16 protein-coding genes are annotated in these 20016 nt (G+C 48.9%); 6 read left to right on the forward strand and 10 right to left on the reverse strand.

Annotation, left to right across the window (positions count from 1 at the left end; genetic code table 11):
- Nucleotides 1–360: 360 nt before the first annotated feature.
- The 7 genes from LKE33_01905 to LKE33_01935 form a co-directional block, all read right to left on the reverse strand.
- Nucleotides 361–2919: an autotransporter outer membrane beta-barrel domain-containing protein gene (locus tag LKE33_01905; protein MCH3949680.1), complete on the reverse strand. Its 2559-nt coding sequence runs from the start codon at nucleotides 2917–2919 to the stop codon at nucleotides 361–363.
- 1415 nt (nucleotides 2920–4334) lie between these two features.
- Nucleotides 4335–5249 carry a S1-like domain-containing RNA-binding protein gene (locus tag LKE33_01910; protein ID MCH3949681.1) on the reverse strand — a complete coding sequence of 305 codons (915 nt, stop codon included), beginning with the start codon at nucleotides 5247–5249 and terminating at the stop codon, nucleotides 4335–4337.
- Nucleotides 5246–5602, reverse strand: a complete 357-nt coding sequence (gene rsfS / locus LKE33_01915) for a ribosome silencing factor (GenBank protein ID MCH3949682.1) — start codon at nucleotides 5600–5602, stop codon at nucleotides 5246–5248. Before rsfS ends, LKE33_01910 begins: the two co-directional genes overlap by 4 nt.
- Nucleotides 5603–5690: 88 nt before the next feature.
- Nucleotides 5691–6671 (reverse strand): LCP family protein, encoded by a 981-nt coding sequence (locus LKE33_01920; GenBank protein ID MCH3949683.1) that lies wholly within the window; start codon nucleotides 6669–6671, stop codon nucleotides 5691–5693.
- Nucleotides 6672–6679: 8 nt separating this feature from the next.
- Nucleotides 6680–7261 (reverse strand): bis(5'-nucleosyl)-tetraphosphatase (symmetrical) YqeK, encoded by a 582-nt coding sequence (gene yqeK, locus LKE33_01925; protein ID MCH3949684.1) that lies wholly within the window; start codon nucleotides 7259–7261, stop codon nucleotides 6680–6682.
- 40 nt (nucleotides 7262–7301) lie between these two features.
- Nucleotides 7302–7910, reverse strand: coding sequence for a nicotinate-nucleotide adenylyltransferase (gene nadD / locus LKE33_01930; GenBank protein MCH3949685.1), 609 nt, complete (start codon nucleotides 7908–7910; stop codon nucleotides 7302–7304).
- A gap of 74 nt (nucleotides 7911–7984) precedes the next feature.
- On the reverse strand, nucleotides 7985–8230 hold the full coding sequence (locus tag LKE33_01935) for a hypothetical protein (GenBank protein MCH3949686.1): 246 nt from the start codon (nucleotides 8228–8230) through the stop codon (nucleotides 7985–7987).
- A gap of 1027 nt (nucleotides 8231–9257) precedes the next feature.
- Here LKE33_01935 and LKE33_01940 point away from each other — a divergent pair.
- From LKE33_01940 to LKE33_01965, 6 genes are all read left to right on the forward strand, one after another.
- The gene (locus tag LKE33_01940; protein MCH3949687.1) at nucleotides 9258–9839 is read left to right on the forward strand and encodes a hypothetical protein; all 582 of its coding nucleotides are present in this window, start codon (nucleotides 9258–9260) and stop codon (nucleotides 9837–9839) included.
- Nucleotides 9823–11187: a pyridoxal-dependent decarboxylase gene (locus LKE33_01945; GenBank protein MCH3949688.1), complete on the forward strand. Its 1365-nt coding sequence runs from the start codon at nucleotides 9823–9825 to the stop codon at nucleotides 11185–11187. The genes LKE33_01940 and LKE33_01945 overlap by 17 nt, the downstream gene beginning before the upstream one ends.
- Nucleotides 11188–11220: 33 nt before the next feature.
- Nucleotides 11221–12246 carry an aminotransferase class I/II-fold pyridoxal phosphate-dependent enzyme gene (locus tag LKE33_01950; GenBank protein ID MCH3949689.1) on the forward strand — a complete coding sequence of 342 codons (1026 nt, stop codon included), beginning with the start codon at nucleotides 11221–11223 and terminating at the stop codon, nucleotides 12244–12246.
- An 885-nt stretch (nucleotides 12247–13131) separates the two neighbouring features.
- A complete protein-coding gene (locus LKE33_01955) occupies nucleotides 13132–14514 on the forward strand; it encodes a PLP-dependent aminotransferase family protein (GenBank protein MCH3949690.1) in 1383 nt (460 codons plus the stop codon).
- A gap of 11 nt (nucleotides 14515–14525) precedes the next feature.
- Nucleotides 14526–15245 (forward strand): amino acid racemase, encoded by a 720-nt coding sequence (locus LKE33_01960; protein ID MCH3949691.1) that lies wholly within the window; start codon nucleotides 14526–14528, stop codon nucleotides 15243–15245.
- A gap of 75 nt (nucleotides 15246–15320) precedes the next feature.
- Entirely contained in the window at nucleotides 15321–16316 is a 996-nt protein-coding gene (locus LKE33_01965; protein MCH3949692.1) for an aldo/keto reductase, read from the forward strand.
- Between the two features lie 120 nt (nucleotides 16317–16436).
- Here LKE33_01965 and LKE33_01970 read toward each other — a convergent pair whose 3' ends face one another.
- The 3 genes from LKE33_01970 to ychF form a co-directional block, all read right to left on the reverse strand.
- Nucleotides 16437–17696: a putative DNA binding domain-containing protein gene (locus LKE33_01970; GenBank protein MCH3949693.1), complete on the reverse strand. Its 1260-nt coding sequence runs from the start codon at nucleotides 17694–17696 to the stop codon at nucleotides 16437–16439.
- Nucleotides 17697–18050: 354 nt separating this feature from the next.
- Entirely contained in the window at nucleotides 18051–18839 is a 789-nt protein-coding gene (locus LKE33_01975; GenBank protein MCH3949694.1) for a histidinol-phosphatase HisJ family protein, read from the reverse strand.
- Nucleotides 18840–18904: 65 nt separating this feature from the next.
- Nucleotides 18905–20014 carry a redox-regulated ATPase YchF gene (gene ychF / locus LKE33_01980; GenBank protein MCH3949695.1) on the reverse strand — a complete coding sequence of 370 codons (1110 nt, stop codon included), beginning with the start codon at nucleotides 20012–20014 and terminating at the stop codon, nucleotides 18905–18907.
- Nucleotides 20015–20016 lie beyond the last annotated feature (2 nt).

Raw genomic sequence — 20016 nt, forward strand, 5'->3', positions numbered from 1 at the left:
TTGTGGTTTTGTTTGCGATATTATTATAATTCAGAAAATTATATAAATCAATGAAATAGTGTGAATTTTTTTAGACACTTTTTATCTTATTTACGCGTAATTTTATCATATAGAACATCTTTTTCTCGAATAATTTTTATTGTTTTCAATTACAAATTGAATAAAAGGTTTTCTATAATTAAGGGTAATTTATTTCCCTTAATTAAGTATAAGTGTGTTGTAATTGATTTGAGGCTATTAAAACCAAGATTTTTTGTATCATCAGCTATCATTCACTGCTGTTTTCTTTTACTGAATTGAACAAATAAAAAAGACCCGAAATGATCAAATCATTTCAGGTCTTTCTTATTGTCTTTTCAATTAGAAGCTGCATCTATAACCGATACCCCACTGCCACGGCGTTGTAACGTCTCCGCCATAGGTCTTTTCGACGTCGATGTACAGATGGCTTGCTTTACTGAGGTTCAGGTTGGCACCGATGCCAACTTCCCACCAGCCGCCGCCAATATCATCGCTGTACTTGACTCTGCTGCCGTTATAGCTCATAGTTACATCAGATTCACCGTCAAAGTCATAGAGGTAAGAAGCTCTTGCGTAGATGTGACCGAGTTTAATATCTTTGCCGAGGGAGAATCCCAGACGGCCTACAAAGCTGTCCATGCTGTCGTGGTGAACTTTGACGCCGCGTTTCGTCGTATAGTCAGCGCTGTCCACAGTGCCATAGGTCAATTCAACCTGCGGTTCGATCCAGAAACCGTTATTGCCATGGAAACGCTTGCCATATTCAGCGCTGAAGCTGAAGGCATCGTTGTCGTAATCACCGCTGCCTGCACCACTGCTGACATGGTAGTCCGTATCAAGGTGAGAGTACTTGCCGATTAAATCGACGAAGCTGCCGTCATCGCCCAGCCAGGATCCGTAGATAGCAAATCCATCATGATCGTTATCGGCATTGCCGCGGCTGAAGCTCGTCGTCCCGTCGGTCTTGCTGTAGGCGGCACCGAGGGTCCAGTTTTTACCAATCTTGTGATCATAACCTACTTGATAGTAGTTGTACTGGTTCTTCATATTTCTGAGGCCGTATTTGGCTTCGCCGCGAACCATTCTGGCCCATACGCCCTGCTGTCCTTCGCTGTCGCGGAGTTCACCGAGACGTTTATTCATATCGTTATTTTCCTGACGCCAGGTCATGAGGTTCATTGCGGAGAGAGCTGCAATACCGACGTTCGTCTGGTTCGGGGTATAGGAATTGTTGTTCCAGACTACCTGACCGCCAACCACATCAAAGTTATAAGCACCGGAGATGACACCTTCATCCGTCGTAATCCGATCCGCAACAGAATTATTATTGGTATCGGAAACTACGGCAGCGAGTTTCTGAGCGTTGCTGCGGTCCGAAGCAATAGCATCAGAAATATTGCTGGTACCATGAATCGTCAGATCACCAATCGTACTTTCGCCGACTGTAATGTGGTTATCAAGGCTGCTTGTGTTGACAACGCCGGACGTACCGGAAAGTTTATTAACTGTGATATTTTGGGTAGTCGTGTTGAAGTTTAAGGTACTATCATTCAAGGTTAATTCATCGGCTGTAAGCGCATTATCGGCACCATTAAAGTTAATCGTGCTGTTGTTCAGAGCAACAGAACCGGTAGTAAAGGCGGCGCCGCTTTCATTGAAGTTCATCGTGCTGTCCGTCATGTCGAGTTCATCGGCTTCAATAACCGCATTTTTCCCATCAAAAGTAAGCGTGCTGTTATCGGTCTCCACATCGGTTGCTTCAATTCTGGCATTAGTACCTTCCAAGTTGACGCTGCCATTTTTCAGCGTAATCGTGTCTGCTTTGAGTACAGCACTATCGCCGACACCGTTAATCTGCGTGCCGTCAAGGGTCAGGTTCTTAGATTCAGCCGCAGCTCCTTCGCCGTTAAGGTTTACACTGCCGCCTGTCAAAGACACATCGTTTTCAGAATAAAGTTTTGCCTTATCGCCATTAATATTGATTACAGAATCTGTGCCTTCCAGTTTGTCAATGCTGAGGCTGGCACCGTCGGCATTGATATTTGCCGTGGAATTAGTAAGTGTTGCCGTACCGACATACACGTACTCCGTACCATCCTTCACGTTGATAGTACTGTCTTCCGCATCCAGGTTATTCATGATGTTATTGCCAGTCGCGTTCCACGTAGCGCCATCGCGCATCGTCAGGGAAAGGCCGCTCACATGACCGTAGTAGTCATCTCCGAATAAGTGCTCTGTTTCCTCGGTAGCGCCTTCCTCTTTATACATTTCATAAGACCGGCCGTTCCACACGGAATTCTCGCCCGTAAGGTTCAGATTGACATAGGCATTAATGATTTCGCCACTGCCTGCACTGCTGCCGCCTTCCTGGTTCGGGGTTTCGAATACAACGTCGCCATTAATAACCGAGGAATGTTCTCCGTCCGTATTAATATTTACCGTAGCATAACCACGAGCTTCAATCGCAATATCAGCATCCAAGGTTAAGTCGCCGCTAATATTAACCTGACTGTTGGAGTAAGCTGTTATTGCCTTCTTATTAGATGTAATATTTACAGTATCTCCTGTTACCATAACGGACCCAGCTCCCTCCGGAGCAGTTGGCAGTTCAGTATTGTTTTGAGCCCAGATAGCGGAGCAACTGGTATCATCAACGTCCGTACTGATGTTGACAGTCTTAGCCGTAACCACAATATGACCCTTAATGGCTCTCAAGCCATCATCGCCGACACCAGCAACAGTAATTTCTTCCGTGTCTGAATCTCCTAAGACAATCGTCGTTCCTGCACCAGCAACTTGAGTACCATAACTAGCTGATTCTCCAGCCCATGCCATCTCAGGGATTGCCATTAAACTAGCCAATACAGCCGCTTTCAATATCATATTCTTTTTTACCACAATGTGTCATCTCCGTTTTAAAATTCTTCCCCGCCGCTTCTTTTACTGCCTTTGCTGGCTAACAAAAGCACTGAGAGAAGCAGTTGATTTTATTTCTATGAAGAAGCTCCGAGATATGTTTGTGAAACTATCACAACTGTCCTTAGGCTTCATCACATTTAACATAATGTGGTTTTTATTATGATTTTATTATAATTCTACAATTCTTAAAAATCAACAAAATTGTAAGAAAATTTTTGTACTTGTTTGCCATTTTCTTATGCATTATTTTCTTTATTAGAATGGATTTGTAGGCAATAATCCTTATTGTTTTCAATTAGAAATTAAATAACAAAATTTAAAATACGTCTGTAATTAAGGGTATTTTATTGCCCTTAATTAATAAAACTAAGCAGTAAAAGCAGTTAATTATGCAGTTCGTGCCGATTTTATGTAAAATCTAGAGAAAGAAAGATAAAAAAAGTGGTTAGTACATTCCTACGGGCATCTGCCTTGGCGGATTCTTGAAGAAGATTAGAGCAAACAATCACTTATCTAATTCCGGTAAACCGTTTCCGATTTGCTTCCTATCGCGCGCCAAGCGGGCCCCCTCCTTCCGACTACGTGGAAGGAGGTTATAGAGGAATACCAAACCTGACGGTTTGGTTTAATTAATATAAAATCGCCCCCTGTTCTCACTTATAAAACCAGACACGTTAAATGTGCCTGCTTTCATAAATGGGAACAAGGGACGATGGATCTTCCGGCGGGGCATCGCAAGATGCCCCTCTTTTTTCCCTATTTTTCCTACTTACCCTGCACTACTTTGCTTCTCTTTTGTCATTGAACCGGTTTCTCCCACAAACCAGATCCCGTCATCATAACGGGAATGACAAAAGCGATAAAATCTTCGTACAGACTGGCGTACTGAATCATCCGGTCTCCAGTCTTCAGATTCTTTTCGGCCGCTGTACACCCCTAGTATGGCACAATTTTTTACTTATGGTATCGTCTAGCTATGCCTTATAAGTCGCTGTTCCTGCCTATTTTTAGACCTGTCGTTCGCCGAAATAGCAAAGGAAGATGTGAAAAATGAAATTTCATTTTTCACATCTTCCTTTGCCGCGGGTCGCAGGGCGCTCGTGGAGGAAAAATTGCCAGGGCATTTTTCTACAAACTTATAAAAATATAGCTTGAAATTTAGGTTATCTGCTAAATTTCAGGCTTTTATTATTTTATTTGAATCGAAAGCCTTACCACACTGCTGCAGACGGGCTAAATGCCAAACGCCAAAAGCTAAAAGTGCATTTATAGCCTTCCGCTATCGGCAGCTATCTGCTAACGGCTGTCTGCTACCTACCTCAAACACATAAAATCGGTTACTTTACCTATACTGTTATTCGCAGCAATAAGCAAAATAACCGATCCAAAGTGCTTTATTCACTTTTCACTTTACCTTTTTCCGTCAGGCTCGTCCAGCCGTCTTTCTGTTCGATTTTTCCTTCCTTCATAAGGCGTCCCAGGGCCCGTTTGAACGCGGCCTTGGAAATATCAAAAACGTCTTTGATAATTTCAGGAGGCGTATCGTCGGAATAGGGCATGGTGCCATGACGTTTCTGCAGCAGCGTCAGGATGCGCTCCGCGTCGATATCCATAGCTTTTTCCTTCACGGGACGAAGGGACATATCGACGTGTCCGTCATCACGGACGTAGGTCACACGGCCCGTAACTTTTTGCCCGAAGTCCAGGCGCCCGCCTTCGACCTGATTACGATGAATAAAGCCGATATAGCGTTCCTTCGTGAGGATAAAGAAGCCATCTTTCAGGATATTATAAACGGTACCGGTCAGCATGTCGCCGATTTTGACGTTCTTTGCCGGTACGGCAGCCCGTTCCATTTCTTCTTCAACGCGCATGGTCACCGCCTGACGGCCTGATTTGTCCCGATAGAGTTTGACCCAGACGAGCTGTCCCGGAGACACATGGCCCCGCATTTCGCTGTAGGGCAGGAAGACGCCGCGCTCAGCGCCGATATCCACGAATCCGCCTTGCCGGTTGACAGAGAGCACTTTCACATAGCCGATCTGACCTTCCCGCATCTTCGGCAGCTTCATACTCGCGGTGATGCGGTCCTTGGAGTCGAGGTACAGCTGCACCTTGACTTCGTCACCGATAGCTACCGGGCTTGTCTGCTGATGCTTGTGGAGCAGGATATCATCGGACGTATTGCCCGTCCCCGCATCCAGAAAAGCGCCCTGGTCGTTCATGCGGACCACCTTTAGCGTGCAGACATCCCCGACCCGGTGTCCTCCCACGGTCTTGACACTTGCCGGTTCCTTAAAATTTCTCATTCCTTTTCACTTTCTGCAAAACTTTCAGACGGTGCATCCGCCCACAGCTGCTCCAGGTTGTAAAAATCACGTTCACTTTCCCGGAAAACATGAGCCACGCAGTCGCCGTAATCCATAAGGATCCAGTTACCTTCGGTATAGCCTTCTTTATGAGCAGGCAGTTTGCCGGCTTCCGCCAGCTTATCTTCAATGCCATCGGCAATAGCCCGCACCTGTGTGGAGCTCTGTGCCGAGCAAATCACAAAATAATCCGTAACGGGAGACAATCCCTGCATGTTAAGGAGCAGGATATCCCGTGCTTTTTTGTCCGCGGCTGCGGCCGCAATCTTGTTCGCCAATTCTTTTGAAGTCATTCGACCACTCCTTACTTGTTCCTGAAAATTGTTGTTTCCGTTTTATGAAAATGCTGCACGACCAGAGGTTGCTGTGCAGCATTTTGAATCAGATTTGTTTAATCGGTTTGTGGGGAATCCCCAGTTCGTTCAGTGTCTTTTCCACCTGTGACGGTGTCGTATACCAGTAGCTGATGTCATCGATGGTCTTGAAATCACCATAGAGCATTTTGGACTGGATGGCGTTATCCCCAAAGACGCGGAAGCAGTTGCCGGCACGGATCATCGTCATGATGTCCATATCTGTATCCACGTAATCGAGGGCAGTCTTGATGATCATAGGCAGCTTCACCATGTTCTTTACCGTAAAGAACTGGCTCGCCAAGGCTTTCATAAACTTCTGCTGCCGTTCAACACGGCCGATATCGCCCATCTCATCATGACGGAAGCGGACATATTCGCCGGATTTTTCGCCGTCCAGATGCTGATATCCTTTTTTCAGGTGAATCTTGAGATCCGCATAGGGATCTTCATAGTCCATGTTGCGGTCGATGTACAAATCTACACCGCCGAGCATATCAATAACCTTGATGAAGCCCTGCCAGTCCACCACCATGTAGTGGTGAATCGGAATCTGAAGCAGGTTGGAAACGGTCTGCATAGCCTTTTTGGTCCCGCCGTAGGCGTAGGCCGCATTGATTTTATCGTGTCCTCGCCGTCCGGGAATCGTGACCCGCGTATCACGCGGCAGTCCGACGATGGAAACGTGTTTCTTCTCCGGGTCGAAGCTGACAACCATCATGGAGTCCGTCCGCTTCGGCACGGTGGGGTCGTTCATGACTTCGCTTTCGCCGTCGTCCTTACCAAGGAGCAGGACGTTGATACGCTTATCCAAAGTCTCATCCGTGACTTTTTCTTCCTGAGCCGCCGTAGTAGTCGTCTTTTGCCGGCTCGCGGTGAATTGATCATAGAGTGCCATCCCGGCAATTGCGCCGGCGCAGAAAATAGCTACAATAGCCACAATCAGAAGGAATACGCGGCCCTTGCGGAGACGTCGTTCCTTTTTGGGTTTTTCTTCGTTATCGCTCATGAAACTTGTTACTCCTTTTTCTTATCCAGCCGCTGCATGACAAGTTCGTTGTAGCCTGCCAGGCAGTCCGGATGGATCAGCAGGTCCTGACCAAGCAGATAGTTCATCGTGTTCTCGTAGGCGGAAAGCAGCGTTCCGTCCAGGCTCTTTTCCGCCTGTTTCCGCATATCGTCCACGGTCGCAAAATCGCGGTGCGGTTCCAGAAGATCCGCCAGATAGATAACCTTGTCCAGAAGGCTCATGTGAGCCTTTCCCGTTGTATGGTAGCGGATGGCATCCAGGATTTCGGGATCGGTGACGCCAAAATCTTCTTTGGCAAAATGCACACCGAGCTTGGCGTGCAGCAGGATGGGCTGATGGCGTTCCACATCATCCATAGGAATACCAAGTTTCGTGCAGACCTCAATGAAGTCCTTTGTCGGAATCTTGCGGGCACAATCGTGAATCAGACCGGCAATGGCAGCCTTCTCTACATCGGCGCCATAGCGTTTGGCCAGAATGATGGCCGTATCCCGCACAGCCGTGCAGTGATGAAAACGCTTCGGCTGCAGCGATTTTTCCAGTTTTTTCTCCATGGTATCAAGATCCATGTTCTTCTTTCACTCCCTAAAAATAAAAAAACAGAGAACCCTACCGACGGTAGAGGTCTCTCTGTCTGATATAGTCCACTACTGCCTTGGGCATCATCCCGTCGACAGATTCTCCTGCCGCCAGGCGTCTGCGGATTTCCGTCGAAGAAATATCCATCTCTCCGGCATCTACCCAAATAAATTTCTTGAGTCCCCTGCGGGCCAGATACTTCGTGACCGCGTCACGGTGTTCAGCATATCCCGGCCGGCCCACTGCCGCGAACGTACAAAACTTCATCGTATCGCGGATACGGTACCAGGTGGCTAACTGTTCAGCGGAATCCCCGCCGATGATAAAAAACAAATCGTAAAAACGATGCCAGCGCCGATACAGGATGCGCATCGTGTCATACGTATAAGAAGGTCCCTTCCGGCGCAGTTCCATATCGGAAGGCAGGAACAGCGGATTGTCCGCCACTGCCAGGATGGTCATGGCCAGTCTGTCACCGCCCGGCGTGGAGCCGGCTGCCTTATGCGGCGGAATGTAATCGGGAATAAAGAGCACGCGGTCAAGGTGCAGTGCCTTTGCGGCCGCTTCAGCAATCATCAAATGACCATTATGAATGGGATCAAAAGTACCTCCCATAATGCCCAGACGCTGACGACGCATTGCGACTCCTCCCTAATTAACGGCGTTACGCTTCATTATATCAGTTTGGCCGGTGTTTCACAAGAAAAAGCACCTCAGAAAAAGTGATATTTATGTGGCATATTGTACAAATTTTTCAAGGCCTGCTGAAGGCCGGTACAGCGGCAGTAATTTTTTCTTTTATGCTGCATAAAAATAACGCTTTCCGTCGTCCGCAGCCCGCCGTCCGCCCGTGGAAGCCAAATTGCCAAAGCAATTTGGCCTTGAACAACCAAAAACACCAGCCCTCTTGTTTTTTTTGATAAAAACCAAGAGGGCAATGTAGCTGCTGAAATTTCCATTAGTACTTTTATAACCAGAGAAAGGCTAAAAATTTAGTAAAAAAATAATAAGATGGTCATCATCCCCCGCAAGCGGGCCCCCTTCCTCAATGTCGCGCAGCGACGTCGAGGAAGGTCCCTAAAGAATATACGCAGCAATCTTTTTATATTTTTTAAGGCAAACCGACGTCAGGAGGTTTGGCTACGGGGTACCTTCTTCCAAGCCGCCCCAATCGTGGCGGCTTCGGAAGGAGGAGAATCGCAGTCAGCGCTGACGTAAGGAAGCGGTGACGCTTGCGATGGAGGGATAGCTTCTTTTTCTTCGACTCCGCTTTGCGAAGGAAGATGCCCCTTTTGTCGAAGACTGGATTAACTAGTTTTTATAAAATTTGCTTCATGATTTCACTTATTTTGTGTTTTTAGCGAAATTATTTCTCTAATTTTCCGTCTCATTTCACTTATTTTTGATTTTAGTGAAATCATTTCACTAATTTCCCGCATCATTTTACTTATTTTGGTTTTTAGTGAAATGATTTCACTAATTTCCCGCATCATTTCACTTATTTTGCGTTTTTAGTGAAAACATTTCACTAATTTCACACATCATTTCACTTATTTTGGTTTTTTAGTGAAATCATTTCATTAATTTCCCGTATTATTTCACTTATTTTGAGTTTTAGTAAAATCATTTCACTTATTTTGGTGAAGAATTGAGTAAACTTGCGGAAGTTTTCGCAAGCCAATAAAAAGGATCCAATGATATGCGCATTGTTATTCAAAAAAATGATTTACGTAAACCGCAAATGCAACGCAAATTTTTTCGTTGCATTTGCGTTGCACTTTTGCAGCGATTTTTTTCTTTTCGCTGCATTGAAGTGGAGAAATACGCCTTCCACATTCCGCAGCCCGTCATCCACCCAACGCATCTCCCCGCACAATGGTACTGACCCTGCAACTTTATTGTGCGGCACACAATATAATCCGTCCTATCTGTGCCGTTTAATGATACAATTCATTCAACGAAAATTACCGAAAGGAGCCGTACACGATGGAAATTCTGACTGCCGATTTAAGCCACAAGGCCGGCATCCGCGCCCTGCTGCGTGCCAATCACATCTCGACGATTGCAGAAGAAGATAAAAAAGACGGTTTTGTTACGACCCAGCTGACAGAAGAGCAGCTTGAAGCACTGATTACCCGCGAAAAAGGCATTACCATAGCCGTTGACCAAGGACAGGTTGTCGCCTTCGCCATGGCAGCGCCCTGGTCCTTCTGGAAGGCCTGGCCCATGTTCCTGGTGATGCTCGATAAGCTGGAGCAGTCTAGTTTTGACGGCAGGAAGCTGACGGAAGAAAACACCTATCAATACGGCCCCATCTGCGTAGCCAAGGCGTACCGCGGCAAGGGTGTTTTTGAAAAAGTGTTCTATGCCTCCCTCGCCTCCATGGCAGACAGGTTCCCCGTCATGACGACGTTTATCAACAAGATCAACCACCGCTCCTATGCCGCCCATGTCAGAAAAGGGCATATGACAGAAGTCGGTACTTTTGATTTCAACGGCAATCATTACGCGTTAATGGCCTGCCCCACAAGCTTAGGAAAGGAGATACCTCATGGATCAGAAAACTGAAAGACTGCTGAACCGGACGGCTGAGCTCTGCCGCGATTATGTGAAAAACGCCGATGCGCGCCCGCCGTTTCCCACAGAAGATTCCCTGGCGCTGCTCAAAAAATTTGAAGAAACGCTGCCTGAAAACGGCACCGACGCCGAGAGAGTCATCGAAGAACTGAATGCCTACGGAGCGCCCAATACTGCGAATCTGCTCGGAAGACGTTTCTTCGGCTTTGTGAACGGAGGTCTTCTCCCCGTGGCGCTGGCCGCTCAGTGGGTGGTCGACACGTGGAACCAGAACGGGGCCACTTATGTGATGTCGCCTGTTGTATCCAAGCTGGAAGACCAGTGCGAAAAATGGATGACAGCACTCCTGGGACTGCCAAAAGGTACCGCCATGGGCCTTGTGACCGGTTCTTCCAACGCCATCATCTGCGCACTTGCCGCGGCCCGGTGCGAGCTGCTGCGCCGTCAGGACTATGATGTGTACCAAAAGGGGCTGCGCCAGGCACCGCCAATTCGTATCATCATGGGCGCCGGCGCTCATTCGGCCGTAAAAGCCGCACTTTCCGTTCTGGGCATCGGTCAGGATGAAGTTGAAGTGGTACCCTGCGATGATACCGGCGCCATTATTCCAAACGAAGTACCGGCACTTGATTCTCACACCTTGCTGATCCTCCAGGCAGCCAACGTGACGGGCGGCCATTTTGATAATTTCAGGACACTCTGTGCCAAAGCCCGCAAGGCCAATGCCTGGGTCCATATTGACGGAGCCTTCGGACTGTGGGCAGCCGCTTCTCCAAGGCAAAAGCATTTGACTGAAGGTATAGAGCTGGCTGATTCATGGTCTCTTGACGCCCATAAAACCCTGAATGCCGGCTATGACTGCGGCATTGTCCTCTGCCGCAGCAGGGAGGCCCTGGTCCGCGCCCTGCAGGCAAATGGTTCTTACTTTACCTACAGCAAACAGCGGGACGGCATGCAGTATACCACCGAAATGTCCCGCCGCGCCCGTGCCGTCGTGCTGTGGGCTGTCCTAAAGCAGCTTGGTCACGAAGGCGTGGCCGCGCTCGTGGACAGGCTGTGTGACAATGCAGCCTATTTTGCCCATAGCCTTGAAAAGGCCGGTTTTATTCTGGGAGCTCCGCCCTGCTTCAACCAAGGCGTTATCCGCTGCAGCACGCCGAGGGAGACCAAGGCGGTTCTTGCAGGCATCCAGAAGAGCGGCGTCTGCTGGTGCAGCGGTGCCGATTGGAACGGCGTTCCCGCCATTCGTCTCAGTGTCTGCTCCTACCGGACCACAAAAGAAGATATCGATGCGGCGGTCGCTGAATTTGTCCGCGTCCGCGATGCTATTTGTAAGTAAACCAAGATAAATCAGAGAAAAGGAGAAATTACCATGAAACCATTTTTTGCCAATGACTACAACTGCGGCTGTGCCCCTGAAGTCCTGGACCGCCTCGCCAAAGAAAACATGCACCCCCATCTGGGCTATGGCAACGATGAAATCACGAAAGAAGCTGCCCGGAAGATTCTTGAGGCAGCCGGTGCACCCGGAGGAAACGTATATTTCTCCGAAGGCGGCACGCAGGCCAACGCCATTGTCATCTCGGCTTACCTGAAGACTTACCAGGGTGTCATCGGTGCCCAAAGTGCCCACGTCAACTGCCATGAAGCCGGCTCCATCGAAGCTTCCGGCCACAAGGTGCTGACGATGCCGAGCCGCAGCGATAAAGTCGATGCGGCTGAACTGGAAGCGTATCTTGAAGAATTCTATGCCGGCGACAGCTACTGGCAGATGGTTCAGCCCGGTATGGTCTATGTCTCCCATCCTACCGAATACGGCAGCCTTTATACCAAAAAAGAACTGGAAGCACTGCGCAAGGTCTGCGACAAATATCATCTGCCGCTCTTTTTGGACGGCGCCCGCCTCGGCTACGCCCTTGCTGCCAAAGAAAATGACATCACGCTAAAAGATCTGGGCCGCCTCTGCGACGTATTCTATGTCGGCGGTACCAAGGTCGGAGCCCTCTTCGGTGAAGCCATTGTCTTCCCGAAAGGCATGCCCGATTTCTTCCCGACTCACGCCAGACAGCGCGGTGCTATGCCGGCAAAAGGCTTTGTCACGGCCGAACAGTTTGATACGCTTTTTACGGATAATCTCTATGTCCGCCTGGGGCAGCGCGGCATCAATCTTGCCATGAAGCTGAAAAAAGGTCTGGCAGACAAAGGATATTCCTTCCATATCGACTCCCCGACGAACCAGCAGTTTGTCATTCTGGGGAATGAACAAGCCAAGGCACTGCACGAAAAGGTCGACTTTGAAAACTGGGAACGCAAAGACGCCGAACATATGGTTGTCCGCTTCGTAACCAGCTGGTCCACGCGGGAAGAAGATGTGGATACGCTGCTGAACTTATTGTAAAGAGTGGGTAGTGGCCAGTGGACAAGTGGTTAGTACACCCGTGCGGGCAGCCAGTTTGGCGGATTCTTAATAGGCAGAAAGCCTCCCTTTAAAGTCTCTCTTATTTACCCTTCCTTGTTATCTGACTGAATATCCACCGCAAGCGGTTCCCCTTCTTCCTCGCTGACGCTCGAAGAAGGCACGGATATAGTCGCCAAAGCTCCGCTTTGGCAAAATATATCAAAAGAAGCTATCCCTCCTCGCAAAAATATACAAAACCGCGGCCTTCGGCCGAATAGGAAGCTCACGCAGCTCCTTCTCGTCGCTGCTTCTGAGAAACTTCGCGACGTGGGGAGCCGCTGACTCAATGAAATATCTCCAGATTCACGCAGATATGTTCGTTCTCTCTAGGAGACAAGGCGCCGGTTTACCGGGCGTAAGCCCAGTCCTTGTCGACAACGAGAGAACGGCATAAATGTGCGAAGATGGAATGTTGAATGAGTCAGTGGCTCCCCTGACTTCCACTTCACTGCGTTCGTGGATCGTTGGCGCTCAGTTCCGCTTCTCCTCCTTTCGACGACGCTTCGCGTCGTGAAAGAAGGTACCCCCGTAGCCAAACCTCCTGACGTCGGTTTGCCTTAAAAATATAAAAAGATTGCTGCAGTATATTCTTTAGGGACCTTCCTCGACGTCGCTGCGCGACATTGAGGAAGGGGGCCCGCTTGCGGGGGATGATAACCATCTTATTATTTTTTTACTAAATTTTAGTCTTTCTTTGGTTATAAAAGTACAAATGGACATTTCAGCAGTTACATGACCCTCTTGTTCGCGTGGTTTCTTCCCTTGCCCCCTTTTCCTGCACAATGCTACAATGAAGATAACAATGCAGGGAAAGGAGTGACTGTCTTGCCTATTAACTCTTTCGATGATTATCCGATGGCATGGAAGCCGAAAAAGGAAGACCTCTATGCCCCGATTTATATTTGTCTCGCCGATATGATGGAGCGGGATATCCGCAGCGGAGCACTGGCTCCAAATACCAAAATGCCGCCGCTGCGCGAGCTGGCCGACTTCCTCGACCTCAATCTCAGCACGGTCAGGAAGGCCTATAAGCTCTGCGAAATGCGGGGCCTGCTGCGGGCTGAAATCGGGCGGGGCACTTTTGTAGTGCCAAGCGCCAATGTACCGACTTCCATCGTGGAGAAAGATTCCCATCCGGACATCGAAATGGGTACCATCCTTCCTTTCGACGAAGAAAACAAGCTGATCCGCAATCTGACGCTGATGCTGCTGCAAAAACCCGGTTCGGACCGTCTCTTTTCCTACGATTACCCGCTGGGCACAAAGGAACAGATCCGCTCAGGTGCGCTGTGGCTGCAGCAGCGCGGTATTGAAGATGCCGACGCTGATACGACGTTCATTACCAACGGAGTGCAGAACGCGCTTGCTATTCTGCTTTCTTCGTTTTTTGAAGGCGGCAACCGTATTGCGGTCGACCCATACACGTACTCCAACTTTATCGGTGCAGCAAGCCTGCTCCACCTGCAGCTTGTCGCCGTGGAAAACGATGCGGAGGGCATGCGCGCGGACCTTTTGGAAAAGTTCTGTGCCACGCAGAATATCAAGGGGATTTATCTGATGCCGACGGGCAATAATCCGACGAACCAGGCGCTTTCGGAAAACCGGCGCAAAGAACTGGCGCGTGTCATTAAAAAGTATGGTCTCATTCTCCTCGAAGACGACAATTACGCAGCGCTCCTTACGAAAAAGCTTCCGCCTCTATGCCTGGAGGTACCGGAGCAGGGCCTCTATATCAGCGGACTGTCAAAGCCAATCTGCCCGGGACTGCGCATTGCTTATATCCACGCGCCCGCTAAATGGAGTGCTTTCCTGGAAAGAGGCATTTTCAGTTTTACCCTTAAACTCTCATCACTTACGAGTGAAATTGCATCCCAGGTGATACAAACCGGACTGGCCGATCAGATTCTGCAGGATAAACGAAAACTTTCCATGAGACGCAACAAAATCTACCATGCCGTATTCCCAAAGGCGCTGTGCCATCCTGTCAGCTACTGCCAATGGCTCACCCTGCCGGCGGGCTGCACGGGACAGGACTGTGAAAAGGCGCTGCTGCAGCAGGGTGTCGGCGTATTCGGAGCGGAGCGGTTTGCCGTCGGAAACAATGTCAGCATCAACGCCATCCGTATCGCCACCTGCTCTCCCGACAGCGAAGCAAAGCTGAAACGGGGACTGCAAATTGTCAAAACGTATATTGAGGAACATTCCTGAAGGAGAACACCATGAAAAAACTGGGTTTGATCGGTGGCACCGGTCCCGAGTCAACACTAATCTACTATAAAGAAATCACGAGCCGCGTCTCGCAAAAAATGGGCGGCCACACTTTCCCGCCCCTTACGATCGAAAGCCTGAGCGTATTCAAAGTTCTGCCGCTTGCCATAGCGCACGATTACGACGGGCTGACGCAGTATCTGCTCGGAGGCATCCGCAGTCTTGCTGCGGCGGGAGCGGATTTTGCAGCGCTCACGGGCATCACGCCCCACGTGGTTTTCGACCGGCTGGAAAAAGCCTCTCATATCCCTCTCGTGAGCATGATTGACACCACTGCCGACTATCTGACTGCGCACCATATGGACAAGGTGCTCCTGCTCGGCACCCTGCCGACGATGGAAGGAACGTTTGTCAAAAAGCCGCTGGAAGTAAAGGGAATCCGTGTCACGGTTCCTTCTCACGAAGAACAAACGCTGATCAATCACAAGATTGAGACAGAACTGGAATACGGGAACGTGACAGAATCCTTCTGTCAGGAGCTGAAGGCCATCTGTGAGCACTACATCAAAGTAAACGGCACAAAAGCCGTCATTCTGGGCTGCACGGAGCTGCCGCTCGCATTCGCCCGCATTTCCCTACCCGTTCCCACGGTCGATGTCATGGAAATCCACATCGACGCCCTGGTAGAGAAAATTGTAAATTCCGCTTGTACCGAAGCAGACAAAAAATAATGGCAGCAGGGAAAGAAGGATTTTTCCATGCTGCTTTCCCTCTTGTACCACCTTCCATAAAAGGAGTGAATCACTTTGTTATATAAGAATCTCGGAAAATCGTCCCTCAAAGCTTCCGTCATCGCATTCGGAACCTGGGGTCTCGGCGGCGGCAGTGTCTGGGAAGATACGGACGCCAAAACCAATACAGGTTATCTGCTTGACGCAGCTTCCGACTGCGGCATCAATTATATCGATACGGCCCCGGTCTACGGCATGGGAATGAGCGAAAAACTGCTCGGCGAAGCCCTTAAGACACGGCGCAGCAAGTTCCTGCTGCAGACCAAATGTTCCCTCAACTGGCGGGAAAACGGCGGCCGTTTCCATTACGCCCGCGACGGCTACACCGTGTACAACAATACCGGCAAAGCTGCCATCAAACAAGACGTAGAAGATTCTCTCAAGAGACTGCAGACGGATTATATCGACGTGCTTGTCGTGCACTACGTCAGCTCTCACTGGCCTGTAGAGGAAACGATGGAAGCTATGGCAGAACTCATCAAGGAAGGCAAGATCCGTGCCATGGGGATTTCCAATAGTCAGCCCGCAGATCTTGACGCTTATGCCAATGCAGGAAATGTCGCCCTGGTTCAGGAACAATACAGCCTGCTGGCTTCCGCCCACGCTAAAAGTTATTTCCCGACCTGCCGGAAATACGGCACCACTTTCCAGGGTTTCGGCGTCCTGGAAGAAGGCTTTCTGACCGGTCCGGGCGCCTTCACGAAGACGTTTGGAAAGAATGATATCCGTTCCCGTCTGCCGTGGATGGAAGAACCTCGCAAGAGCGGAATCCTGAATCTCTACAAGACAGTCTGGGAGCCGATGTGCCGCAAATATAACTGCTCCTACGCCAACCTCTTTGAGGCCTGGGCCCTCGCCCAATACGAAAACATCAATCTGATTACCGGTTTCAGAAGAAAGGCTTCCATCGAAGACACGGTGAAATGCCTGGATCTGCACCTGGAAGCTGAGGATCTGAAAAAACTGACAGAAACAGTTCGTCCGGTCGAAATGGAAAAAGTTGATAAATAAAAAAAGGGGCTGTAAAATATGCCCCTTTAAAAAACACGAAAAATCAGCAGCGTGAAAAAATTTCCCACACAAAAACACCGCACCTCCGGATGAACCAGAGGGTACGGTGTTTTATTATTTTTACTCCATCAGCCGGTACCGCGTGCTGCGCCCATTGCCATCAATCTGGATAAGGTTCCGAACCGCCATTGCTTTCAAAAGCCGCAGTGCCTTGCTTTTATTCATGGACAAGGCTTCACTGATTTCCCGGCTGGTAAGTACTTTGCCGCCTGTCAGCAGAGTATAGACCTGTTTTTCATCAGTTGACATCGGAGCTGAATCCGTCACTGCCGGCAGCACCACCTGAATAGAATTCTGGTAAACCGTGAATTTCGGTTTCAGCACGCTTTGTTCATACATATAACGAATGCGGCGGATGCCTGTGCCAAACATTTCAATCAAATGGAGGCGATAAAACAAACTTCCCAGTATCGGATTACGCAGCAAAGATAAAGTTCCTTCCAAGTATTCTTTCTCCGTCAGCCCACTGGGAAGCCCTCCGGGAGAAACAATCTCAATCTGATTGGGAAAAAGGCTTATTTTTATGGGAGCCGCAATATCCCACTGCCGATGCACGATTGCATTGGCAAGCGTTTCACGAAACGCCTCCTTCGGTATTGTTTCGCGCGTCACGCGCCGGTCTCCCTGAATGATTTCATAACGGTAATACTGGTCAAAAAGGTTCATGCCTGCTTCGTACAAAGAAAGCACTGACTTTCCTTTTATCGTATGCCGTTCCCGGATTTCATTAATAGAATGACCAAAACGAACCACGTCCAGGCCGGGGAAATGATTTTGATCCGCCGCCAGTCCGCCGGCGTTGTTATATTTCTTCTGGCTGGTAAAAAATCCCAATGTCCGCAGGATATCTTTATCGAAGGTTTTAATGTCCAGCGTTTGCTGCAGCTTTTCTTTCAATTTTTGGAAAGTGAGCTGCTCCGGGCCGGTATATGCCAGTTCTTCAAAACTGCGGTTCTGTCCTTCTAAAATCAATCGTTTCAATTCGAGCTGGTCAATTTCCACCGTAGCGGTATCGCTGCGTCTATAGGCTTTCCCCTTATACAAATAAGGCTTATAGATGCCTTCTGAAACCGTAAGTTCAACAATCTGTGTATGAGAGTCAATTTTCAAAGAAAAATCTGGTTTTGGCTGAATTGAATCATTGATTTTGTTTTCTATATCCAGGCATGCCTGTTCAGGATTCTGCATTCCCACCGTCCGGCCGTTGTCATCAATGCCAAAAAGAATACGGCCTGTCCCATAATTGGCATAAGCACTGACGGTTTTCAAAAATGTATTTGTAATTTCCTTCTTGTATTCCAGGGTTTTAGTTTCCTTCACAGAAAATCCCCCTTTCCTCAATTGACTGATTTTCATTTCTATCCATCACAAAATCAGCATAACAAAAATGCAGCGCAAATGCAACGCAAATTTTTTCGTTTCATTTGCGTTGCATTTTAAATCGTAAAATCTGGAATCGCAGCAAACGTAAATGAATCAAAAAGCTTTTAGTTCTTCACGGGATTGTAGGGAACTGCGGACAGCTTACGGTCAAAGTTCTTGGAAAATGAGCAGAAATTACTGATTCCTCGTGCCGCAGGCGTCGGCTGGAAAAAAATGGGAAAACCGTTTCCCCATGCAAAAAACACCGCACCCCATTTTCATGGGATACGGTGTTTTATTTTTTTGCTTTTCTTAATCCTGATATTCCCGGCATAGTTTCCGCTGGCGTCTTGCGTAATAAACGATTTCCAAACCGCATTCCTGTGCCATTTTTTTGGCAGTTTCAAAATTAGCGCCGATGGCCTTCGTCACATGGGCGTCACTGCCGAGGGTGACGTACTTGCCGCCCATTTCCTTATATCTCATATAGAGTTCGGTCAGGGTTTCCACGGCACCCGGCACCTGCAGACGGCGGGTATTGATTTCAATGCTCTTATCCTGCTCGATAAGGCGCTTAAAGACTTCATCCCACAAATCGGCATGCTCGCTGTAGTGGAGGTTCTTATCTTCGTACGGCCAGTACCGGCAGATATAATCGATATGACCATAGGTATCAAAATTCGGCTTCATATCGAGGCATTTGATAGAATCTTCGAGATAATATCCTACGGCCTGATCCTTGGTCACGCCTTCATAGGTCGTCGGTTCGTACATGTCGAGACCGCGGTAGCAGTGCATGGAGCCCACCACTTCATCAAAAGGATGGCTCTTGGCAACTACCTTATCTTCTTCAATGGCCTGCGGCTGAAAGCCTATTTCAATGCCCAGGAGCACACGGTCGCTGCGGTACTTTGCGTTTTTCTTGATATAGTCATTGATATCAAAGAGAAACGCCTCGGGATTCGTCGGATAGTAGCGGTCCCAGTGTTCCGTCAAGATCATACCGATTCCCAGTTTTTTGGCCGTTTCCGCGGCTTCTCCGATTGTCATTTCTGCATCGCAGGAATAATCGGCATGCATATGCGTATCAAATAACATCATAGTCATCTCTTTTTCATAATCTGGCAGGCTTCTGCCGCTTCACAATTTCAAAGCTGCAGCTTCTTTTACACATTGAAGCGGAATTCGACAACGTCGCCGTCCTGCATGATGTAATCCTTGCCTTCCAGGCGAACCAGGCCCTTTTCACGGGCAGCCTGCTTGGAACCACACTTCACAAGGTCATCATAGGAAACGATTTCCGCGCGAATGAAGCCTTTTTCAAAGTCCGTATGAATCTTGCCGGCAGCCTGCGGAGCTGTAGAGCCTTTGACAATCGTCCAGGCACGGGATTCCATTTCTCCGGCCGTAAGGAACGTCTGCAGACCCAGGAGGGAGAAACCGGCTTTGATGAGACGATCCAGACCTGCTTCAGAAAGGCCTTCCATTTCCAGATATTCCTTGGCTTCATCAGGCGGCAGGGCTGCAATGTCTTCTTCGACTTTGGCCGAAATCGTGATAACCTGAGAGCCTTCCTTGGCAGCGTATTCTTCCAGTGCCTTGACGTGCGGATTGCCGGAAGCATCGGCCGCTTCTTCTTCAGCGACGTTTGCTACATACAGAATCGGTTTCAGCGTCAAAAGATCCAGTTCCTTGATCAGCTCCAGTTCATCGCCCGTCAGATCCAGGGCACGGGCCGGTGTGGCTTCGCTCAGTGCGTCGGACAGCTTCGTCAGCACGGCCTGACGGGCAGCAGCCGTCTTTTCGCCGGCTTTTAAGAGTTTCTGCACCTTGGCCAGCTGCTTATCAATGGACTCCAGGTCAGCCAGGCACAGTTCCGTATTGATGATTTCCACATCACGGACAGGGTCGATGGAACCTTCCACGTGGGTAATGTTGCCGTCTTCAAAGCAGCGAACCACTTCGGCAATGGCATCGGTCTGACGAATATGGCTCAGGAACTTGTTGCCCAGACCTTCGCCCTTGGAAGCGCCCTTCACCAGACCGGCAATATCAACAAACTTCATGCCGGCCGGCACAATGCGCTTGGAATGGAACATATCACTCAGCACCTGCAGACGAGGATCAGGTACATCCACGACGCCGACGTTCGGCTCTATCGTACAGAAAGGATAATTGGCAGCTTCCGCGCCTGCTTTGGTGATCGCGTTGAACAGGGTGCTCTTCCCGACGTTCGGAAGACCGACAATACCCATTTCCAAATTGGTGGAACCCATGA

It is taken from the genome of Acidaminococcus sp. (assembly GCA_022482815.1).
GTDB lineage: Bacteria > Bacillota > Negativicutes > Acidaminococcales > Acidaminococcaceae > Acidaminococcus.